This is a genomic window from Pseudomonas marginalis (assembly GCF_008692035.1).
In the GTDB taxonomy this organism is placed as follows: Bacteria; Pseudomonadota; Gammaproteobacteria; order Pseudomonadales; family Pseudomonadaceae; genus Aquipseudomonas; species Aquipseudomonas marginalis.
Genome location: NZ_VTFG01000004.1, coordinates 61,307 through 75,883 on the forward strand (window position 1 = coordinate 61,307; position 14,577 = coordinate 75,883).

Genomic DNA, 14,577 nt, shown 5'->3' on the forward strand with positions numbered 1-14,577 from the left:
TTCACCTCGGTCAATCTGGGAGGGGCTTGCCCCCTCCCACATGAGTCTTGCATTGCCGGGTAGATCGTCTCAGAAGTTGGCGCGCAACGCCTCGACCCCGCCTTTGTAAACCCCGGCAAACAGCTCTTCCACCGCCGCCTCCGTGGTACCCGCCGCCGGGGTAAACACACCGGACCACGTCACCTTCGCCGACGACTCCGTCAGCGCCTCAACCTGCAACGTCGCCAGGTAAGCACTCACCGGAAACGGCGACTCTTCAATGGTGTAGCTGTAAGTACGCCCGACGTTATCGAAGGTCTGCAAACGCTCGACGATCACACCGCCGTCGGCGGTCGTCAGATGGCGCACGCGGCCACCTTCACCAGGCTCGCTCTTGGCGATAAACGGAAGCCAGTCCGGCAGGCTGTTGAAGCCACCCACCAAGTGCCAGACCGTCTCGGCCGATACCGGGATTTCAATCACTGCAGATGCTGTTGGCACGCTAAATCTCCAAAAGTCGTAGGAAAACGTCGTGCACAGCCTGCCACGCCCCGGACTTCAATGCATCAATTCCCGCAAGCGATGCCACGCCATTCCCAACGCCAGCAGCGGCGAGCGCAACGCCTTGCCGCCGGGAAAGGTCATGTGCGGCACCTGGCTGAACACATCCAGGCCCTGGCTGTGGCCCGCGTGTATGCCTTCGGCCAGCAGCCGCGCGCACCAGTGGGTCACGTTGAGCCCATGCCCGGAATAGCCCTGGGCGTAGAACACATTCGGGTATTGCTTGAGCCGCCCGACCTGGGGGAAGCGATTGGCGGTGATGCCGATCCTGCCGCCCCACTGGAACGCGATGGCGGTGTCGGCCAATTGCGGGAACACCTTGAGCATCTTGGGCTGCATATAGGCCGCGATGTCTTTGGGATCGCGCCCCGAGTAATGGCAGGCGCCGCCGAACAACAGGCGACAGTCAGCGGACAACCGGTAGTAATCCAGGCCGACTTTCTGGTCGCACAGCGCCAGGTTCTGCGGGATCAACTGATTGGCCTGTGCAACCGACAGCGGCTCGGTGGCGATGATGTAGCTGCCAGCCGGCAGCACCTTGCCGCTCAGGCGCGGTTCCAGTTCTTCCAGATGGGCATTGCAGGCCAGTACCAGGCTGGCGGCCCGTACCGTGCCGCCAGCGCAACGCACCTGCACCGTGTCGCCGTGGATCAGTTCCAGCACTTCGGTGTGCTCAAAGATCCGCACCCCAAGGGACTCGGCCACCTGCGCCTCGCCGAGCACCAGGTTCAGCGGGTGCAGGTGCCCGGAGCCCATGTCCACCAAGGCGCCGGCATACTGCGTCGAATCCACCACGTCGCGGATGTCCTGCGGGCCCACCAGGCGGGTTTCATGCACATAACCCAGGCGCGCCAGGCTGTCCTGCTCGCCCTTGAACGCAGCGAACTGTGCAGGGGTGTTGGCCAGCTCGGCAAACCCCCAGCGCAAGTCGCAGTCGATCCCGTGCTCGCGAATGCGCTCGCCCACCAGGGCCACCGACTCGATCCCGGCCCGTTCCAGGTAACGCACGCCCTCCTCGCCCACGTACTTGGCGAACCCCGACACATCGTGGCCGATCCCGCGAATCAACTGCCCGCCGTTGCGCCCGCTGGCGCCCCAGCCGATACGCCGGGCCTCCAGCAGGATCACCGAGAGCCCGCGTTGGGCCAGTTCGATAGCGGTGTTGACCCCGGTAAAACCAGCGCCGATCACACACACATCGGCGCTCAGGTCGGCGCCCAGTGCCGGGCGCTCCGGCATGGCATTCGCCGAGGCAAGGTAGTAGGAACGGGCGTGGTCGCTGGATGGGGTCATTTGTTGGTCTTCACTTTGCTCCAGGCGCGCGTCATCAGGCGCATGGTCGCCGGGGTCGGCGTGGTGGAAATATAGAGTTTGTCGAGCACGGCCTGGGACGGGTACACCTCGGGGTTGTTCACCAGTTCAGGGGCCATGAACGCCTTCGCCGCCGGGTTGGCATTGGCGTAGCCGACCGAGGCGCTGACCTTGGCGATCACTTCAGGGTCGAGCAGGTAGTTAATGAAGGCATGGGCCTCTTTCGGGTGACTCGCATCGGCCGGGATGGCCAGCAGGTCGAACCACAGGTTGGAGCCTTCCTTGGGAATCGAGTAGGCGATATTCACGCCGTTCCTGGCTTCCTTGGCGCGGTTGGCCGCCTGGAATACATCGCCGGAATAGCCGAACGCCACGCAGATATCGCCGTTGGCCAGGTCCGAAATGTACTTGGAGGAATGGAAGTAGGTGATGTACGGCCGCAGCGTCAACAGCTTGGCCTCGGCCTGCTGGTAGTCCTCGGGGTTCTCGCTGCGCGGGTCCTTGCCCATGTAGTTGAGGATCGCCGGGAACAGCTCATCCGCCGAGTCGAGGAAGGCCACGCCGCACTGGTTGAGCTTCTTGAGATTTTCCGGCTCGAACAGCACCGCCCATGAATCGATATGGTCGATGCCCAACACCTGCTTGACCTTGTCGACGTTGTAGCCGATGCCGTTGGTACCCCACAGGTACGGCACCGAGTGCGCATTGCCCGGGTCGTTTTTCTCCAGCAGCTTGAGCAGCTTGGGGTCGAGGTTCTTGAAGTTGGGTAACTGCGAACGGTCGAGCTTGAGGAACGCGCCGGCCTTTACCTGGCGCGCCAGGAAGTGGTTGGACGGCACCACCACGTCATAGCCGGTGCGACCGGCGAGCAACTTGCCCTCCAGGGTTTCGTTGGAATCGAACACGTCGTAGATCACCTTGATGCCGGTTTTGGCCTGGAAATCCGCCAGGGTGGTCTCGCCGATGTAGTCGGTCCAGTTGTAGACGCTCACCGTCGGCGCGGCTTGGCCGGCACCGCTGAACGCGGCCACCAGGGCCAGCGGAAGAAGCTTGTTCACAAGACGCATATCGACACCCCTTTTGTGTTTTTTAGACGCTCAACAGCAGGAACTCGCGCTCCCAGGAACTGATCACCCGCTTGAAATTCTCGTGCTCGGCGCGCTTGACCGCGACGTAGCCGCGCACGAACTTGTCGCCCAGGTACTGCTTGACCGTGTCGCAGTCCTCCATCCGCGCCAGGGCGTCTTCGAGGGTGAACGGCAGGCGCAGGTTGCGGCGCTCATAGGCGCGGCCTTCTACCGGGGCGCTGGGTTCGATCTGTTCGATCATCCCCAGGTAGCCACACAGCAGGCTGGCGGCAATGGCCAGGTAGGGATTGGCATCGGCGCCCGGCAGGCGGTTTTCCACGCGCATCGCATCCGGGCTCGAGGTGGGCACGCGCAGGCCAACCGTGCGGTTTTCTTCGCCCCACTCCACATTGACCGGCGCCGAGGTATCCGGCAGGAAGCGGCGGAACGAATTCACGTTGGGCGCGAACATCGGCAACAGCTTGGGGATGTACTTCTGCAGGCCGCCGATATGGTGCAGGAACAGCGGGCTCATGTTGCCGTCGGCGTCGACGAACACCGGCTTGCCTGTGGCGATCTCCACCACGCTCTGGTGCAGGTGCATGGCGCTGCCTGGCTCGTCGGCCACCGGCTTGGCCATGAAGGTGGCGGCCACATTGTGCTTGAGCGCGGCTTCGCGCAGGGTGCGCTTGAACACGGTGATCTGGTCGGCCAGGTCGAGGGCATCGCCGTGGCGGAAGTTGATTTCCATCTGCGCCGGGCCGTCTTCATGGATCAGCGTATCGAGGTCCAGGCCCTGGGCTTCGCACCAGTCGTAGACGTCTTCGAACAGCGGGTCGAACTCGTTGGCCGCATCGATGGAGAACGACTGGCGCCCGGTTTCCGCACGGCCGGAGCGGCCAATCGGGGTTTTCAGCGGCAGGTCCGGGTCTTCGCAGCGCTGGGTCAGGTAGAACTCCATTTCCGGCGCGACAATCGGCTGCCAGCCACGGTCGGTGTAAAGCTGCAGGACTTTTTTCAGCACGTTGCGCGGCGACAGTTCGATGGGGTTGCCATGCTTGTCGAAGGTGTCGTGGATCACAATCGCGGTAGGCTCGATGGCCCACGGCACCACGTAGGTCGCGTTGGCCACCGGGCGGCAGACCATATCGATATCGGCCGGGTCCAGCAGGTCGTAGTAGATCTCGTCGTCGACAAAATCCCCGGTTACCGTTTGCAGCAACACACTTTCCGGCAGGCGCATGCCTCGCTCATGCAGGAACTTGTTGGTGGGCGCAATCTTGCCGCGTGCGATGCCAGTCAAATCACTGATCACGCATTCGACTTCGGTAATCTTGTGTTCTTTCAGCCAGGTGTACAGCTGATCGAAGGGGGCGTTCATAAGGACCTCGTCATGGGGTGGGTGCTGCGCCGCCTTGTACTCGCGGCGCATTGAGGTCTATCTTGGGCCAGCCTTCACAGGCCATCTATCCACTTTGCACGCCCCACAGCGCACCAATAGAGTGCGCACGGATCCCCCATGACCCAGGCAACCGCTTTGCGCGTACAGGCCTTCACCACCGCTGATGTGGCCACCCAATGCCGTGCGACACCCGGCTGGGTGCAGCAATACCAGCAGATGTCCCCGGGGCATTTCGCCGGGCGCGTCCGCTACCTCGACCTGCACGGTGTGCAGGTGTACGAAGAGAGCATGAACACCCGTGTGGAGCAGCACTTCAACGCACCGCCGGGCGCGCTGGCGTTCTGTTTCGATGGCAGCGACAACGCGCTGTATCTGCTCAATGGCGAAAGCCGCAACACCTGGATCACCCCGGAAAACTACCGCGAAGTGGCGGTGGTGTTCGGCCCGCAGTTCGTGCAGCACCATGGCCTGGACGTGGCCACACTGGAAGGCCTGTTCATGGCGCCGCTGGCCTGCCAGCAGAACGCGCTGTTCAGCCGTTGGCTCAGTGGCACCCTGACGCGCTTGTCCACGGACATCGACCCGGTGTCCCTCACCCGGCAGTTGCTCGACGACTGCCTGTTCATCCTCGACAACGCCTGCGTGTGCCTGGACCGAAGCTCATTGCAAAAGCGCAGTGAAGAACGCCGCTTGATGGCGCGCATAGGCGAGTGGGCGGCGGATGCGCCGGACGAAACCGTCAACCTGTTGGAACTGGCGCGGATTGCCGGCGTACCGCTGCGCCAGTTGCAGCAAGGGTTCAAGACCTACACCGGGATGAGCCCGGCGCAGTGGTTGCGCCTGCGCCGGTTGAACGGGGCACGGCGGGAATTGTTGAGCGGTGCCGGAACGACCGTGGCCGAGGTGGCGATGAACTGGTCGTTCTGGCATTTGGGGCGGTTCTCCAACAGCTATCGAGCGTTGTTCAAGGAACTGCCCAGCGAAACCCTGAAGCGCTCAATCTGAAATGCATCTGAAAATGTGGGAGGGGCTTGCCCCCGATGGCGATGGCTCAGTCAACATCTCTGTATCTGAACTACCGCAATCGGGGGCAAGCCCCCTCCCACATTGAATTGCATTTCAAGACTGGGATTTCAGGAAGGTTGAGATTAGTTGGTTAACCCGTTCCGCCGCCTCCAACTGCACCATATGCCCCTGCCCCGGCAGAATCTCCACCTGGGCCTCCAACCCTTGGGCATGGTCGGCCGGGATGATTGCATCGTCACTGCCCCAGATCACCAGGCTCGGTTGCTCCCCCACTACGTTGCGCAAATCCAGGCGCTGGCGCCCACCCTCGAACAACTGGGCATTGAGCTGACGAAGCGCCTGGTCCACCCCTTCCAACCGCTTGAACTTGAGCATGTCCTCCAGCATCTGCCGCGTCACCAGCGCCGGGTCGCTGAACAGTTGCACCAGTTGCGGCTTGAGCGCGTTGCGGTTGTTGGCTTCGGTGAAACCTTGCAGATAATCACCGTTGATATCCGCCCCCAGCCCGGCGCTGGCGATCAGGGTCAGCGAGGCAACGCGCGCCGGAGCCTGACGGGCGACCGTCAGGCTGACCAAGCCGCCCATGGAGTGCCCGGCCAGGTGCACGCGGTCGAGCTTGAGGTGATCGAGCAAGGCCAGCACGGCCTGGCTCAGCTCTTCGGCGTCACCGGTTTGCAGATGCTTGCCCGACTCGCCATGCCCCGGCAGGTCCAGGGCGATCACCCGGCGCTCGGCGGCCAGGGCCGGTTGGTTGAACAGCCAGTTGTTCAAGTCGCCGCCAAAGCCATGCACCAGCACCAGCGGCGTGCCGCCCTCGCCCAGGTCGAGATAACGCAGCAAGCGCCCGCCCACCTCGACCTTCTGCGCACTCGGCCCGGTGGCTTCGGCTTCGGCGCTGCTTGAGACGAACCCGGCGTTGAAGCTTTCGATCACCGCATCGATCTCCGCCTCGCTGGCCTCACCTTCCACCACGACCCCCAGCAGCGCGCCCACCGGCAAGGTCTCGTCGCTCAGCGCCAGCACGCGGCGCAACACACCGCTGAACGGCGCCTCGACGCTGCTGGAGATCTTGTCGGTCTCGACGTCCAGCACTTCCTCGCCCTTCTCCACCCGGTCGCCGGGCTGCTTGAGCCAGACGTCGATGCGGCCTTCGGTCATCGACAGCCCCCACTTGGGCATGGTCAAGGTATGGATCATGCGGCGTTCCTCTTGTCGGCGATCTTCAGCACGGCGGCCTCGATCTTCGCGGCGTTGGGGATGTACAGGTCTTCCAGCGCATCGGAAAACGGCACCGGCGTGTGCGGCGCGGTGACCATCTCGATCGGCGCACGCAGAAACGAGAAGCCCTGCTGGGCCACCAACGCACTGATGTCGGTGGCGATGGAACAGCGCGGGTTGGACTCATCGATCACCACCAGGCGCCCGGTTTTCTCCACGCTCTCGAGGATGCTGTCTTCGTCCAGCGGGCTGGTGGTGCGCAGGTCCAGCACTTCGCAGTCGATGCCCTGGCGTGCCAGGTTGGCCGCGGCTTCCAGGGCGATATGCACCATGCGGCCGTAGGTCACCAGGGTCACGTCGCGGCCTTCGCGCACAAAGTTGGCTTCGCCGAAGGGCACGGTGTACAGCTCTTCCGGCACCTCACCTTGGAGGCTGTAGAGCATCTTGTGTTCGAGGAAGATCACCGGGTCGTTGTCGCGGATCGCCTGGATCAGCATGCCCTTGGCGTCATAGGGCGTGGCCGGGCACACCACCTTGAGCCCGGGAATGTGCGTCCACATCGAGGTGAGCATCTGCGAATGCTGGGCGGCGGCGCGCAGGCCGGCACCGTACATGGCGCGCACCACCAGCGGCGTGGTGGTCTTGCCGCCGAACATATAGCGAAACTTGGCGGCCTGGTTGAGCAACTGGTCGAGGCAGCAGCCGATAAAGTCGACGAACATCAATTCGCACACCGGGCGCATGCCACGGGTGGCGGCGCCGACGGCCATGCCGACGTAGCCGACTTCGGACAACGGCGCATCGAGTACCCGGTCCGGAAACTCCGGGTACAGGCCCTTGGTCACCCCCAGCACACCGCCCCAGGCGTCCTGCTCGCCGGGGGAACCGGTGCCGCCGGAGACATCCTGGCCGATAATGAACACGCTCTGGTCCCGGCGCATTTCCTGGGCCAGGGCTTCGTTGATTGCCTGCTGATAGCTGATTTTGCGAGCCATGAAATTCTCTCCGAGTCTTGTAGTTATTAGCGGTAGGCGACGTAGACATCACTGAGCAGGTCGGCGGCCTGGGGCTTGGGATCGGACTTGGCCAGGCGCACGGCGTCGTCGATCAACTGCGCGACCTCACCGTCGATACGTTCGAACTGCGCGGCATCGAGCCAGCCTTCGGCATTGCAGCGCTGGCGGAACAGTGCGAGGCAGTCGTGGGATTCGCGCAGGTTCTTCACCTCGTCCGGGCCACGATAGGTTTGTGCATCGCCTTCGAAGTGGCCGTAGAAGCGGCTCAGCTTGACTTCCACCAAGGTCGGCCCGTCGCCCTGGCGCGCACGCTCCACCGCCACGCCCAACGCCGCGTGTACGGCAAAGAAGTCATTGCCATCGACAATCACCCCCGGCATGCCGAAGCCCACCGCCCGCTCGGCAATGTCCTTGCACGCCACCGACCAGCCGGAACCGGTGGCCTCGGCATAGCCGTTGTTCTCGGCGACGAACAGGCACGGCAGTTTCATGATCGACGCCAGGTTCATCGCCTCGAACACCGCGCCCTCGTTGGAGCCGCCGTCGCCGAAAAATGCGACCGCCACGCCCTGGCTGCCCTTGAGCTTGGAGGCCAGCGCGGCGCCCGCCGCCAACGGCGCACCGGCCCCGACAATGCCGTTGGCACCGAGCATGCCCTTCTCCTGGTCGGCGATGTGCATGGAGCCGCCCTTGCCGCCGCACACCCCGGTTTTCTTGCCGTAGATCTCGGCCATCATGCCGAACACATCCACGCCCTTGGCGATGCAATGGCCATGGCCACGGTGGTTGGAGGCGATGCAATCTTCATCGTTGAGGTGGGCCATGACCCCGGCTGCGCTGGCTTCCTGGCCGGCATACAGGTGCACGAAACCGGGGATCTCGCCGGTGGCGAATTCCACATGCAGGCGTTCTTCGAAATCACGGATGGTGCGCATCACGGTGTAGGCATGCAGCAATTGATCGGTGGACAGGTGGGTGGACATCTTGTTGTTCTCCAGGTTGTCTCGACACACAAAAGGCTGGCTGCGGCCAGCTGCAAGTGGTTCAGCACAGCCTGTGCCAAGGTGCGATGAAACCTGGCAAAGCCTTGATCCAGAGCAGTGCCGTGCGGTTGTGCCGGGACGGTATGCCTGTGCAGAATGAGACGGTGCATTGCACTGTGCAGGCGGCGTCTCGGCCGGAATGAGACGCTGCGTCTCACGCGGGGCTGTTGGTCAGGTCGCCCTTGTCCCCTCGCGCCCACGGGCGCTTAATGGCGGGCATAACAACAAAGATCGAGAACCGGAGGCCTTATGCTCGCCGCGAACTCCAGGGAACACGTCGACTGCGTCAGTCGCGTGGTCCGCAATGCCGATCGCCTGCCCCAGGCGCCGGTGCCGTCGCTGATTTTCGATTCATGGCGGCGCTCCATGGAACAACACCACCTCGACCCCGGCTCGCTGCAGGGGCCCCGTATCCTTACCGAACCCTTGCTCAAGGAATGCCGCGAACGCGCCGAGCTGTTCATGCGCATCGCCGGCGAAGAAGTCGGGCAACTGCACCACCGGGTGCGCCACGCCGACTACTGCGTGATGCTCACCGACGCCCAGGGCCAGACCATCGACCACCGCGTCGACAGCACCATTCGCAGCGACTGCCGCAAAGCCGGCCTGTACCTCGGCACCTGCTGGTCGGAAGCCGAGGAAGGCACCTGCGGCGTGGCCACGGTGCTGACCAGCAAAGCCGCAGTGACCGTGCACAAGCGCGACCACTTCCGCGCCGCCTTCATCAGTTTGACCTGCTCCGCCGCACCGATCTTCGACCCCCAGGGCAACCTGCTGGGGGTGATGGATGCCTCGGCGCTCAAATCCCCGGATGACCGGCGCAGCCAGCACCTGGTGCGGCAGATGGTGGCCCAGAGTGCCCAGGCCATCGAAAACGCCTTCTTCATGCACAGCGCCCGCGAGCACTGGGTACTCCAGGCCCACAGCACACCGGGCTATGTGGACAGCCAGCCCGACCTGCTGCTGGCCTGGGACCAGGATGGGCGCCTGCACGCGCTGAACAGCAAGGCGCGCCAGGCACTGCGCCGGCGTTTCGGCCAGGTGCCGGCGCATATCGGCGAGGTGTTCGACCTGGATGCATTGCGCGCGGCCACCGATCAATCGACCCAACATCTGCAATGGCTGGGCGAGCCTGGCGTGCTGCACGTGCGGGTCAACGCCCCGCGCCGCAAACCGGCACGGCCCGTTGCGCACACCCAGGTCGACCCACGGGTGGAAGAACACCTGCGCCTGGCCGTGCGCGTCAAGGACCGCAACCTGCCGGTGCTGGTGCAGGGTGAAACCGGCGCCGGCAAGGAAGTTTTCGCCCGCCAACTGCACGAACGCAGCGCCCGGCGAACAGGCCCCTTTGTCGCGGTGAACTGCGCGGCGATCCCCGAAAACCTGATTGAAAGCGAGCTGTTCGGCTACGTGGCCGGAGCCTTTACCGGTGCCTCCAGCAAAGGCATGCCGGGGCTGTTGGTGCAGGCCGATGGCGGCACCCTGTTCCTCGATGAAATCGGCGATATGCCGCTGGCGTTGCAGACGCGCCTGCTGCGGGTGATGGCCGAGGGTGAAGTCGCGCCCCTGGGCGGGGCCAAGACCCGCACGGTGGACATTCAGGTGATCTGCGCCAGCCACCGCGACCTGGCCGTGCTGGTCAGCGACGGGCGCTTTCGCGAAGACCTGTACTTCCGCCTCGGCTGTGCACGCTTCTGCCTGCCGCCGCTGCGCGAGCGCAGTGACAAACTGGCATTGATCAACCGGCTGGTGGAGCAGCAAGCGCGCGGCAGCGGCATCTCGGTAGGCATCGGCCAGGCCGCGCTGGAACGCCTGCTGGGCTATGCCTGGCCGGGCAATGTGCGCCAGCTGCACCATGTGCTGGCGTATGCCTGTGCAGTGTGTGAAGGCGGCACGATTCAGCTGGCGGACTTGCCGGTGGAAGTGCGTGGGGAGCAGGTCGAGACGCTGGCCGAACACAGCGTCAGCCCGGAACGCCAAGTGGTACTGGATGCCTTGATCCGGCATCGCTGGAAGCCGTTGCCGACGGCGCAGGCGCTGGGGATTTCCCGGGCCACCCTGTACCGCCGAGTCAACCGGTTGGGCATCGACATGCCCGGCAAGCACTGACACAACAGGGTCACCCATGTGGGAGGGGCTTGCCCCCTCCCACATTTAACACCGTCGGCCTTGGGAGATCAGCGATAAACCAGCCCACCGTCGATCAAGGGCGCCTGTCCGGTCATGTAATCCGCATCCGGCCCGGCCAGGTAGGCCACCAACCCCGCCACATCCTCCGGCGTTTCCGCACGGCCCAGGGCAATCCCATCCACATACTGCTTGTAGGTCGCACCCACTTCGGCGCCGGTAATCTCGGCCATGCGCTTGTCGATCTCCACCCACATGTCGGTGCCCACTACGCCCGGGCAATAAGCGTTGACCGTGATCCCGGCGCTCGCCAGTTCCTTGGCCGCCGCCTGGGTCAAGGCGCGCACGGCGAACTTGGTGGCCGAGTACACGCCCAGCAGCGCGAAGCCTTCGTGGCCGGCGATGGAACAGGCATTGATGATCTTGCCCTTCTGCTTGAGCGCCTTGAATTTCCTGCCTGCAGCCTGGATACCCCACAACACGCCCTGCACGTTGATGCCCAGGGTGCGCTCGACCTGTTCCGGGCTGACGTCCAGCAGCGCGTCGATCTGCGCGACCCCGGCGTTGTTGACGATAATGTCGAAGCCGCCGAGGGCCTGGTGTGCGTGTTCGACCGCCGCCACTACCTGGTCGCGCTTGGACACGTCGGCGATAAACACCGAGGCCTTGCGCCCCAGGGCCACGACTTCGGCGGCCACGGCTTCGAGCTTGGCGCCATTGATGTCGACCAGGGCGATGTCGGCACCGTCCTGTGCCAGGCGCAGGGCGATGGCCCGACCAATGCCCTGCCCGGCGCCGGTCACCAGTGCAACTTTTCCAGCGATACCCATGATGATCTCCTGCAAGGGTTAGAGAAGTCCTGTCTATCGCAGGTGGGCACGCAGGCTGTCGAGAGGCACGTCATTCAGTGGGCGGGCTGAGACGGGACGTCTCACTTGTAAAACCGGGCGGTTATGCCTAGCTTATGCGCCCCCCGCCCTGCGCTTTAAGGCCCTCCCCCATGGTTTTGCGTTTTCGTCCTGTCGTCAGTACACGTTTCGCCCTCGGCCTGCTGCTCAGCGGCGGGATCGGCAACAGTTGGGCGGCACAACTCGAGCTGCCGGCGGTGCAGGTCCAGGGCGAGGACACGTCAGGCTATCGCGCAGACACCGCCTCGGTCGGCGGCTTCAACGAGGCGCCGCTGCTGGACACTCCTGCCTCGATCACGGTGATCAATGCGGCGCTGATCAAGGACCAGCAAGCGCGCCTGCTCAGTGAAGTGCTGCGCAACGACGCTTCGGTGGGCGATAGCTACGCCCCCATCGGCTACTACGAAAATTTCGTGGTGCGCGGTTTCTCGCTGAATGCGGCGAGCAGCTACAAGATCAACGGGCGCACCATCACCGGCGAGCAGAACGTCGCCCTGGAAAACAAGCAGCAGGTGGAAGTGCTCAAGGGCCTGGCCGGTTTGCAGAGCGGGATTTCCGAGCCCAGCGGCGTGATCAACTACGTGACCAAGCGTCCGGAAGACGTGCGCCAGGTGACGGTGTCCACCGATGACCGCGGCAGTGGCTATATCGCCACCGATGTGGGTGGCTGGTTTGGCAGCGAGCAGCAATTCGGCCTGCGGGCCAACGTCGCCCATGAAGACCTCAATGCCTATGTGGAGCACGCCAACGGCCAGCGCGACTTCGTGTCCCTGGCCTTCGACTGGAACATCAGCCCCGACGCGGTGCTGCAACTGGACGCGGAATACCAGAACAAACAACAGCGCTCGGTACCGGGCTACCAGTTGCTGGGCGGCACCGAGGTGCCCCACGACGCCTCGCCGAAAAAACTGTTGGGCCACCAGAGCGGTTCCAGGCAGGTCGGCATCGATTCGCTGAACCTCAACGGCACGTTCGAATACCGCTTCAGCGACCAGTGGAAAGGCAGCGTCAGCGCCGCGCGCAGCAAGGTGGTGATCGATGACTACAGTTCGTTTGCCTGGGGCGGCGACACCAACGGTGTCGGCAACCACTTCACGCCCGAAGGCAACTACGACGTCTACGACTACCGCAGCCCCGATGACACCCGCCGTGACGATGAAGTCCAGGCGGCGATGACCGGCCTGTTCGACACCGCAGGCATCGGCCATGAACTGACCTTCGGCACCAGCGCGTTTCGCCGGGTGATCGACAAGCGCAAGTCCGTCAACGAGTACATCGGCACGGCCAATATCGACGCTGACGCGCCGACGTTCACGCCCACCGACAAGCCGTTGAACGACAGCCATCGCACCCTCGACAGCCGTCAGTATGGCCTGTTCGTCACCGACCGCATCCGCCTCAACGAGCACTGGCAAACCCTCCTCGGTGGCCGCGAAGTGCGCCTGGATGAAAAAGCCTTCGACGGCGTCACTGGCAACCAGGCCCGCCATACCCAGCAATACGTGTTCCTGCCCCAGGCATCGTTGATCTACAAACCGGTGGAAAACATCTCGCTGTATACCAGCTACAGCAAAGGCCTGTCCCTGGGCGGCACCGCCCCCTGGTTTGCCAGCAACGCCGATGAAACCCTGGCCCCGACCACCTCGCGGCAAATCGAGGCCGGGGTAAAATACGACTGGCGTCGCATCAGCTTCGCCGCCGCTGTGTTCCAGACACGCCAGGCCTACCAGTACGCCAGGCCGGATGGCGCCGGCCAGTTCACCTACGTGCAGCAGGGCGAACAGAAAAACACCGGCGTGGAACTGTCGGCCAACGGCTGGGCCACCGAGCGCCTGCAGATTTCCACCAGCGTGGCGGCGATTCGTGCACGGGTCAGCGGCAGCGGCACACCGGCATACGAAGACCACCAGGCGATCAACGTGCCCAAGCTGCGCGCCAGTGTGTACGCCGATTATGCGTTGCCGTGGGTCAATGGCCTGGCGGTGCTCGGCGGCGTGCAATACAGCGCCAAGAAGTACGCCAATCGCAGCGGCAATGTGGAGGTGGGGGATTACGCGGTGGTCAACGTCGGCAGCCGCTACACCACCCGGGTCGACGGCTACGAGACGGTGTTCCGCCTGAGCGTCGACAACCTGTTCGACAAGCGCTACTGGCGCGACGCGGGCGAGTACATGGGCGATGACTATCTGTTCCAGGGCGCGCCGCTGACGGCGCGCCTGAGTGCTTCGGTGAACTTCTGACACTTACTGCTGTGGCGAGCGGGCTTGCGAATCGTCGCACCGCCCGCGTTGGGGTGCGAAGCGCCCCTGATGAAGACGAATGGGGTATATCAGGCACTCCTCTGCGCCTGGTTTTGGGGCTGCTGCGCAGCCCAGCGCGGGACAAGCCCGCTCACCACAAAAGAGCCGTCTTCAACCGCCTTATTCAGGCATCTTGCGGAAACCTACCGCGAGGCGGTTCCAGCTGTTGATGGTGGCGATGGCCACGCTCAGGTCGACTTGCTCCCGGGGGCTGAACTCGGCGGCGAGCGCGGTGAAGTCTGCGTCCGGGGCGTGGGTCTGGCTCAGCAGCGTCAGGCTCTCGGCCCAGGCCAATGCCGCGCGTTCACGCGGGGTGAAGAATGGCGTTTCGCGCCAGGCCGACAAGGTGTACAGGCGACGCTCGGTCTCGCCACCCTTGCGGGCATCGGCGGTGTGCATGTCCAGGCAAAAGGCACAGCCGTTGATCTGTGAGACCCGCAGGCGGATCAGCTCCAGCAATGGCAGTTCGATGGACAGTTTGCCGACGGCGGCTTCCAGGGCGAGCATGGCTTTCATGGCGTCTGGGGAAGCGGTGTAGAAATCGGTACGGGCTTGCATGGGGAACTCCGGAACGGTGGGAAGTGGTGGCTAGGTTAGCCACCGGGCCGTAGGGGAGAAA

General features: G+C 64.0%; 12 protein-coding genes. 3 read left to right on the forward strand and 9 right to left on the reverse strand.

Annotated elements, in window-relative coordinates:
* Window positions 1-69: 69 nt before the first annotated feature.
* From FX984_RS31475 to FX984_RS31490, 4 genes are read right to left on the reverse strand one after another with little or no spacing between them, the layout of a single operon-like run.
* The gene (locus FX984_RS31475; protein WP_027606538.1) at window positions 70-480 is read right to left on the reverse strand and encodes an SRPBCC family protein; all 411 of its coding nucleotides are present in this window, start codon (window positions 478-480) and stop codon (window positions 70-72) included.
* Window positions 481-537: 57 nt separating this feature from the next.
* The gene (locus tag FX984_RS31480) at window positions 538-1,833 is read right to left on the reverse strand and encodes an NAD(P)/FAD-dependent oxidoreductase (RefSeq protein WP_027606539.1); all 1,296 of its coding nucleotides are present in this window, start codon (window positions 1,831-1,833) and stop codon (window positions 538-540) included.
* Window positions 1,830-2,918, reverse strand: a complete 1,089-nt coding sequence (locus FX984_RS31485; RefSeq protein WP_027606540.1) for a polyamine ABC transporter substrate-binding protein — start codon at window positions 2,916-2,918, stop codon at window positions 1,830-1,832. Before FX984_RS31485 ends, FX984_RS31480 begins: the two co-directional genes overlap by 4 nt.
* Window positions 2,919-2,940: 22 nt before the next feature.
* Window positions 2,941-4,299 carry a glutamine synthetase family protein gene (locus tag FX984_RS31490; RefSeq protein WP_098480003.1) on the reverse strand — a complete coding sequence of 453 codons (1,359 nt, stop codon included), beginning with the start codon at window positions 4,297-4,299 and terminating at the stop codon, window positions 2,941-2,943.
* A 138-nt stretch (window positions 4,300-4,437) separates the two neighbouring features.
* On the opposite strand from FX984_RS31490, the gene FX984_RS31495 reads away from it, so the two are divergent.
* On the forward strand, window positions 4,438-5,325 hold the full coding sequence (locus FX984_RS31495; RefSeq protein WP_027606542.1) for a helix-turn-helix domain-containing protein: 888 nt from the start codon (window positions 4,438-4,440) through the stop codon (window positions 5,323-5,325).
* A gap of 114 nt (window positions 5,326-5,439) precedes the next feature.
* Here the strand turns inward: FX984_RS31495 and FX984_RS31500 are convergent, their stop codons facing one another.
* From FX984_RS31500 to FX984_RS31510, 3 genes are read right to left on the reverse strand one after another with little or no spacing between them, the layout of a single operon-like run.
* On the reverse strand, window positions 5,440-6,543 hold the full coding sequence (locus tag FX984_RS31500) for an acetoin dehydrogenase dihydrolipoyllysine-residue acetyltransferase subunit (protein WP_146477870.1): 1,104 nt from the start codon (window positions 6,541-6,543) through the stop codon (window positions 5,440-5,442).
* Window positions 6,540-7,559 carry an alpha-ketoacid dehydrogenase subunit beta gene (locus tag FX984_RS31505; protein ID WP_027606544.1) on the reverse strand — a complete coding sequence of 340 codons (1,020 nt, stop codon included), beginning with the start codon at window positions 7,557-7,559 and terminating at the stop codon, window positions 6,540-6,542. The genes FX984_RS31500 and FX984_RS31505 overlap by 4 nt, the downstream gene beginning before the upstream one ends.
* 26 nt (window positions 7,560-7,585) lie before the next feature.
* Window positions 7,586-8,563 (reverse strand): thiamine pyrophosphate-dependent dehydrogenase E1 component subunit alpha, encoded by a 978-nt coding sequence (locus FX984_RS31510; RefSeq protein WP_027606545.1) that lies wholly within the window; start codon window positions 8,561-8,563, stop codon window positions 7,586-7,588.
* A gap of 309 nt (window positions 8,564-8,872) precedes the next feature.
* On the opposite strand from FX984_RS31510, the gene FX984_RS31515 reads away from it, so the two are divergent.
* Entirely contained in the window at window positions 8,873-10,732 is a 1,860-nt protein-coding gene (locus FX984_RS31515; protein ID WP_092357766.1) for a sigma-54-dependent Fis family transcriptional regulator, read from the forward strand.
* Window positions 10,733-10,800: 68 nt separating this feature from the next.
* On the opposite strand, the gene FX984_RS31520 is transcribed toward FX984_RS31515, so the two are convergent.
* Window positions 10,801-11,580 carry an acetoin reductase gene (locus FX984_RS31520; protein WP_027606547.1) on the reverse strand — a complete coding sequence of 260 codons (780 nt, stop codon included), beginning with the start codon at window positions 11,578-11,580 and terminating at the stop codon, window positions 10,801-10,803.
* A gap of 170 nt (window positions 11,581-11,750) precedes the next feature.
* Between FX984_RS31520 and FX984_RS31525 the strand changes: the two genes are divergently transcribed.
* Window positions 11,751-13,898, forward strand: a complete 2,148-nt coding sequence (locus tag FX984_RS31525; protein WP_146477868.1) for a TonB-dependent siderophore receptor — start codon at window positions 11,751-11,753, stop codon at window positions 13,896-13,898.
* Between the two features lie 180 nt (window positions 13,899-14,078).
* On the opposite strand, the gene FX984_RS31530 is transcribed toward FX984_RS31525, so the two are convergent.
* Window positions 14,079-14,516, reverse strand: a complete 438-nt coding sequence (locus tag FX984_RS31530; RefSeq protein ID WP_065941158.1) for a carboxymuconolactone decarboxylase family protein — start codon at window positions 14,514-14,516, stop codon at window positions 14,079-14,081.
* Between the last annotated feature and the right edge of the window lie 61 nt (window positions 14,517-14,577).